We start from the raw sequence: 3,343 nt of genomic DNA on the forward strand, positions 1-3,343 counted from the left end.
GTGCAGCTCGCCATCGAGCCCATCAAGAGCTGGGAATCTCCGCCGCCGAACATGGTGTCGGAGGCGCTGGACTTCCTCGATGACGCCGAGATCGCGCGGTGCGGTGTGACGATCGACACCGCTCAAGCAGTCATGGAGAGCCAGGGTCCGGCGATCTTCAAGAGCGATGTGGCCCGGGCCGCGAAGCGGAACCAGCTGCTCTACGTCCACATCTCCGCACCCGACCGTGGTGCGGTGCGGGACAGCTGGATCCCGTGGGACATCATGCTGGGCGAGATCGAACCGGTCTACCGCGGGCCTTACCTGGTCGAGGTGTTCAACGCGATTCCTCCGTTCGACAGCTCGATGCGGATGGCGCGCCGGCGCTTCTGGCGGCCGGGGGAGGACGACGCGGTGCCGGGTCGGCAGAGCGCCTATGACGTCGCCCGCGACGCGTTGGAGACGCTGCGGGAGAAGATCGATTCCGCCGTCCGATCTCAGTCCGATCAGTCGCGGCTGGTCGCTGCGCACGTCTGAGGGAGATCCGATGCCGGATCAATTGCCGGACCCCGTAAAAATGGTCGTGAAGCAGGCGGGTGACGTCCGTATTCACACCTTCATCTCGGCATTCACGCATAACAACATCGCGAACGCCACGCATATCGTCGAGAGCAAAAACTGCCTGGTCCTTGTCGACGCGCAGTTTCTCGTTCCCTACGCGAGGAAATTCAGGGAATATGCGGATGGTCTCGGGAAGCCGATAGAAAGGCTGTACCTCTCGCACCGGCATCCGGACCACTGGTTCGGGTCGGGGGCCGCGTTCAGTGATGTTGCGATCTATGCGTTGCCGGAGACCGCGAGGTTTATCGCGGAGCACGGCGAGGATTCATTGAGCGATCATTGGAAATTGGGCGACCTCGCGCCGGACAACATAGTCGTGCCCAAGGAGACCGTCGAGCCGGGCGAATGCACCATCGACGGCGTCAGGTATGTCTTCGATCGGGTGACCGAGACGGAAGTGGATTTCCACCTCACCATCAAACTTCCGGAATTGGGCGTGTACTTCGCCCAGGACCTGATTTACAGCGGCACCCATCTCTACCTGTCGCAAGACATGGGACATTGGAGCCGGGTCCTGGAAGCAATGGTGAGCGAGGATTACGAATTGTTCCTGCCGGGCCATGGTTTTCCGGCGGACAAGGTCGAGGTCGCCCGAAATATCGAATACCTGGCCGCCGCCAGGCAGGCCGTTGCCGACGGGCTGACGGGCGAGGACTTCAAGAGTTTCCTGGTTCAAAGATACCCCGAGCGCAAGTGTCCGGGCATATTCGACATCTATCTGCCGCGCTTGTTCGGCGATGCGAGAAGTTTCTGACGACGGAGGGTCTTTGCGCCATGCAACCCGAATACACGGTGGGGCAGTATCTGGTCGACCGGCTCTCTCAGCTGGGCCTGGGGCACCTGTTCTCCATTGCCGGCGACTATTCCATTGAATGGGTGAACCGGTACGTCGCGTCGAGCAAGATCGAGGTCGTTGAGGAGGTCAATGAACTGAACGCCGGCTATGCGGCCGACGGATACGCCAGGCTCAAGGGGATCGGCGCGCTCTGTGTCACCTATTCCGCCGGCGCGCTGTGTGCGGTGAACGCCATCGCGGGGGCCTATGTGGAGAAGGTGCCGGTTGTCCTGATCAATGGCACGCCGGATATCAAGAAGACTCTCACGTTCGAGCAGACCGGCTTCAGTTCGCATCACTTCATCACCGGAAGTGAGACGGATCTCCAGTCTTTCGAGCACCTGACGGTCGCGGCCGTGCGGATCGACAGCCCCGATCTCGCGCCGATGTTGATAGATTCCGCCTTGACGAAGTGCATAACGGAACGGCGGCCCGTCTACATCGAACTGCTCCAGGACATGGTCGACCTGGAGTGTGAGCGGCCGAAGGGCACCCTGCGGCCGGCACGGACCTTGTCGGATCCGGCCAGCCTGAAGCAGTCGATCACGCACATCAATGAAAGGCTGCAGGCCGCCGCCAACCCCATTATCTGGCTCGGGGTGGAGGTCGACCGCCTCGGCCTGCAGAAGCAGGCGTCGGGCCTGATCCACCAGCTGAACATTCCGTACGTCACGGAGCTCATGAGCAAGTCGGTGCTGTCCGAGGACGACGTGTTGTTCGCCGGCGTGTTCGACGGCCAGGCGTCCTCGGCCGCCGTCCAGGATCTGGTCCGGGGTTCCGATTTCGTGCTGGCGCTGGGGGTCTGGCTGACGGATATCAATTCTCTGGGCTGGGCCATTGACTATGACAAGACCGCGTTCGTGTCGTTGGACACCGTCAAGGACGGCACGTATTTCAGCCCGCAGGTCGCTCTGGCGCACCTGATCGACGGCCTGCTGACCAACCAGATCGCTCCCAAGGCGCCGAACCGGCCGCCGACCCCGGCTCGCGAGGTGCCCGTCGTGGAGCCGGCCGGCGATGAGATCACCTACCAGGGATTCTATGACGCCATCCCGCGGTACATCGACGAGAATACGATCGTCGGCAGCGATTCGAGCTTGAACTACTTCGGCAGTCTGCTGCTCAGGGTGCCGGCCGCCGGAGGCTATGTCGTGCAGTCGTCGTACTCGGCGATCGGCTATATCGGGCCCGCCGCGACGGGCATCTGTTTGGCGGCGAATGCCAAGCAGAGGGTGATGGTCTTCGCGGGCGACGGCGGATTTCAAATGACCGCCCAGTGCCTCTCGACGCAGACCCGATTCGGCCTGAATCCGATCATCTTTGTGATCAACAACGGAGTCTACGGGGTGGAGCAGTGGCTCGCCGATGCCGCGGTCTTCACCTCCGACAAACCGTTTTACAAATCGTGCGTCCTGCACCCGTGGAAGTACAGCAAGCTGGCGGATGTATTTGGGTGCCAAGGATGGCGGGCCGGCACCTACGGGGAACTGGCCGATGCCATGGCGGGTGCGCTGGCAAACTCGAGCAGCCCGTCGATCGTCGAGGTTCTGGTGGCCGACAAGTCCATTCCCGACAACGCGGAATGGAAAGCATCCGCCGACGCCCTGAGCGCCGCCACGCCGTAGCTCGACCCGATCTTGGCGATTTTCGACGATTCCGAGCAAGGAGCCGGACATGACGGCAACAATTCTGGAACCCAGCAGCCACACCCGGGCCAGGACAGCTTCTGAATACGCCGGGCCAAGGGCCGAGAGCGCCAGGGCCGTGGTGCAGCGCAGCGACTTCCAGATGATCGCGCAGCACATGTTCAGCCTGATGATGCGCAACGTGGCCAGCGATGGCTTCCTGGTCGAGGATCCGGTGGAGCAGGGAAGGTTCGCCAAGCCCGGTTGCATCATCGCTGCCCCG

The 3,343-nt window shown here is 62.2% G+C and carries 4 protein-coding genes; all 4 read left to right on the forward strand.

Features of this window, described 5'->3' with window-relative positions; genetic code table 11:
- Window positions 1–516: TIM barrel protein (locus DMB66_RS56495; protein WP_199753237.1), on the forward strand; the 516-nt coding region annotated here is incomplete at its 5' end.
- A 10-nt stretch (window positions 517–526) separates the two neighbouring features.
- Complete coding sequence (locus DMB66_RS56500) at window positions 527–1,354, forward strand: MBL fold metallo-hydrolase (RefSeq protein ID WP_125812247.1); 828 nt, start codon at window positions 527–529, stop codon at window positions 1,352–1,354.
- Between the two features lie 20 nt (window positions 1,355–1,374).
- Window positions 1,375–3,060, forward strand: a complete 1,686-nt coding sequence (locus DMB66_RS56505; RefSeq protein ID WP_125812248.1) for an alpha-keto acid decarboxylase family protein — start codon at window positions 1,375–1,377, stop codon at window positions 3,058–3,060.
- A gap of 49 nt (window positions 3,061–3,109) precedes the next feature.
- A partial coding sequence (locus tag DMB66_RS56510; RefSeq protein WP_199753238.1) for a hypothetical protein occupies window positions 3,110–3,343 on the forward strand: 234 nt, incomplete at its 3' end.

Source organism: Actinoplanes sp. ATCC 53533 (genome assembly GCF_003947245.1).

Excerpts from the sequence above, each read along its gene's own strand:
- DMB66_RS56500 (WP_125812247.1), top strand. The coding sequence starts at position 527 with ATGCCGGATCAATTGCCGGACCCCGTAAAAATGGTCGTGAAGCAGGCG.
- DMB66_RS56505 (WP_125812248.1), top strand. The coding sequence starts at position 1,375 with ATGCAACCCGAATACACGGTGGGGCAGTATCTGGTCGACCGGCTCTCT.